General features: G+C 71.4%; 2 protein-coding genes. Both read left to right on the top strand.

Features of this window, described 5'->3' with window-relative positions:
• A partial coding sequence (locus ACFW2E_RS09665; RefSeq protein ID WP_384463986.1) for an ABC transporter permease occupies nt 1-409 on the top strand: 409 nt, incomplete at its 5' end.
• Nucleotides 406-1,437 carry an ABC transporter permease gene (locus ACFW2E_RS09660; protein WP_384463983.1) on the top strand — a complete coding sequence of 344 codons (1,032 nt, stop codon included), beginning with the start codon at nt 406-408 and terminating at the stop codon, nt 1,435-1,437. The genes ACFW2E_RS09665 and ACFW2E_RS09660, both read left to right, overlap by 4 nt.
• The last annotated feature ends 77 nt before the right edge of the window (nt 1,438-1,514 follow it).

Here is a 1,514-nt window from a genome sequence, read left to right as displayed (position 1 = left end):
GGTGCGCGGGACCACTATCGCACGCAAGGTGCGGGCAATCGGCGACCGACGACCGGCGGCCCGGCTCGCCGGACTGCCGGTCGGCAGGGTGCTCGTGGTGGTCTACGTCATCTCGGGTGCCCTCGCCGCGATCGCGGGCGTACTCGCGACCGCCCGCCTGACCGCGAGCGACCCCACCTCGCTCGGCACCCTGATGGAACTGTCCGCCATCACCGCGGTGGTCGTCGGCGGCACCCCGCTCAGCGGTGGGCGGGTACGCATCGGCGGCACCGTGGCGGGTGCCGTCCTCATCCAGTTGCTCACCACCACCCTGATCAAGCACGACCTTCCGCCGTCGTGGACGCAGATCGCCCAGGCCGCGGTGATCGTGCTCGCCGTCTACGCGGCCCGGGAACGAGGCAGGCGATGACCGTGCACACCGAGGAGGCCGGCGTGCCGGCCCCGGCCACCGTCCGGATCGAGGACGATCCCCCACGCGCGGGCCGTTCCGAACGGCTCAGCGCGTTCGCCCAGCAGCACGGCGCGCTGGTGACTCTGGTGATCGCCGTGGTCGTGGCGTCACTGAGCTTCGACACGTTCCTGACCGGCGACAACCTCGAGAACATGGCGCTGTCCTCGGCGTTCCTCGCCGTGGTCGCCCTCGGCATGACCTTCGTGATCGTCACCGGAGGCATCGACCTGTCGGTGGGCTCGCTGTTCGCCCTGGGCGGCGTGCTCGCGGCCTGGGGGTCGCGGTTCGGGACCGTGGTCGCCCTCGCGCTCCCACTCGCCGTGTGCGGGCTGATCGGACTGGTCAACGGGCTGCTGATCGCGCGGGTCCGGCTGGCCCCGTTCATCGTCACCCTGGCTGCCATGCTGGGGGCCCGGGGCCTTCTCCTGGCGATCACCGACGAGGGCTCGAAGACGTATCTGGTCGGCAAGGACTCCTTCTTCGCGACCCTGGGGCAGGGCTCGCTGTTCGGCATCGGCATCCCCGTTTGGATCACCGTGGCGCTGTTCGCGCTGGGCGCGACCGTGCTCCGCCGGACCAGGTTCGGGCAGTACGTCTACGCGGTCGGCGGCAACGAGGACGCCGGGGCCCTCATGGGCGCGCCCGTGGCCCGCACGAAGATCGCGGTCTACACGCTGTCCGGGCTGTGTGCGGGGCTCGCGGGCGCGCTCAACGCGGCCTGGCTGGTGTCGGGCGTGACCATCCTCGGCACCGGGATGGAGCTGGAGGCGATATCGGCCGTGGTCATCGGCGGCACCCTGCTGAGCGGCGGCTTCGGCTTCATCAGCGGTTCCCTCGTGGGCGTGCTGCTGCTGAAGGTCATCCAGAACGTCATCAACCAGATCGGCTCACTGGACTCGGCCTATCAACAGGTCGTCAGCGGCGCCTTCTTGGCCGTGGTGGTCGTCGCACAGACCTGGCTCGGCCGCAGGCGAAGGGTTCTGTGAGATGCGGAGCTGTCGTGGGGGGGGGGGGGCGCGGGTGGGGGGGGGGGGGGGGGCGAGCCGCCCGCCGGGGCGGGGAG

The organism is Streptomyces sp. NPDC058964, from assembly GCF_042741275.1.
Lineage (GTDB): Bacteria > Actinomycetota > Actinomycetes > Streptomycetales > Streptomycetaceae > Streptomyces.
This window is presented reverse-complemented; position numbering and strand designations above follow the sequence as displayed.

Excerpts from the sequence above, each read along its gene's own strand:
- ACFW2E_RS09660 (WP_384463983.1), top strand. The coding sequence starts at position 406 with ATGACCGTGCACACCGAGGAGGCCGGCGTGCCGGCCCCGGCCACCGTC.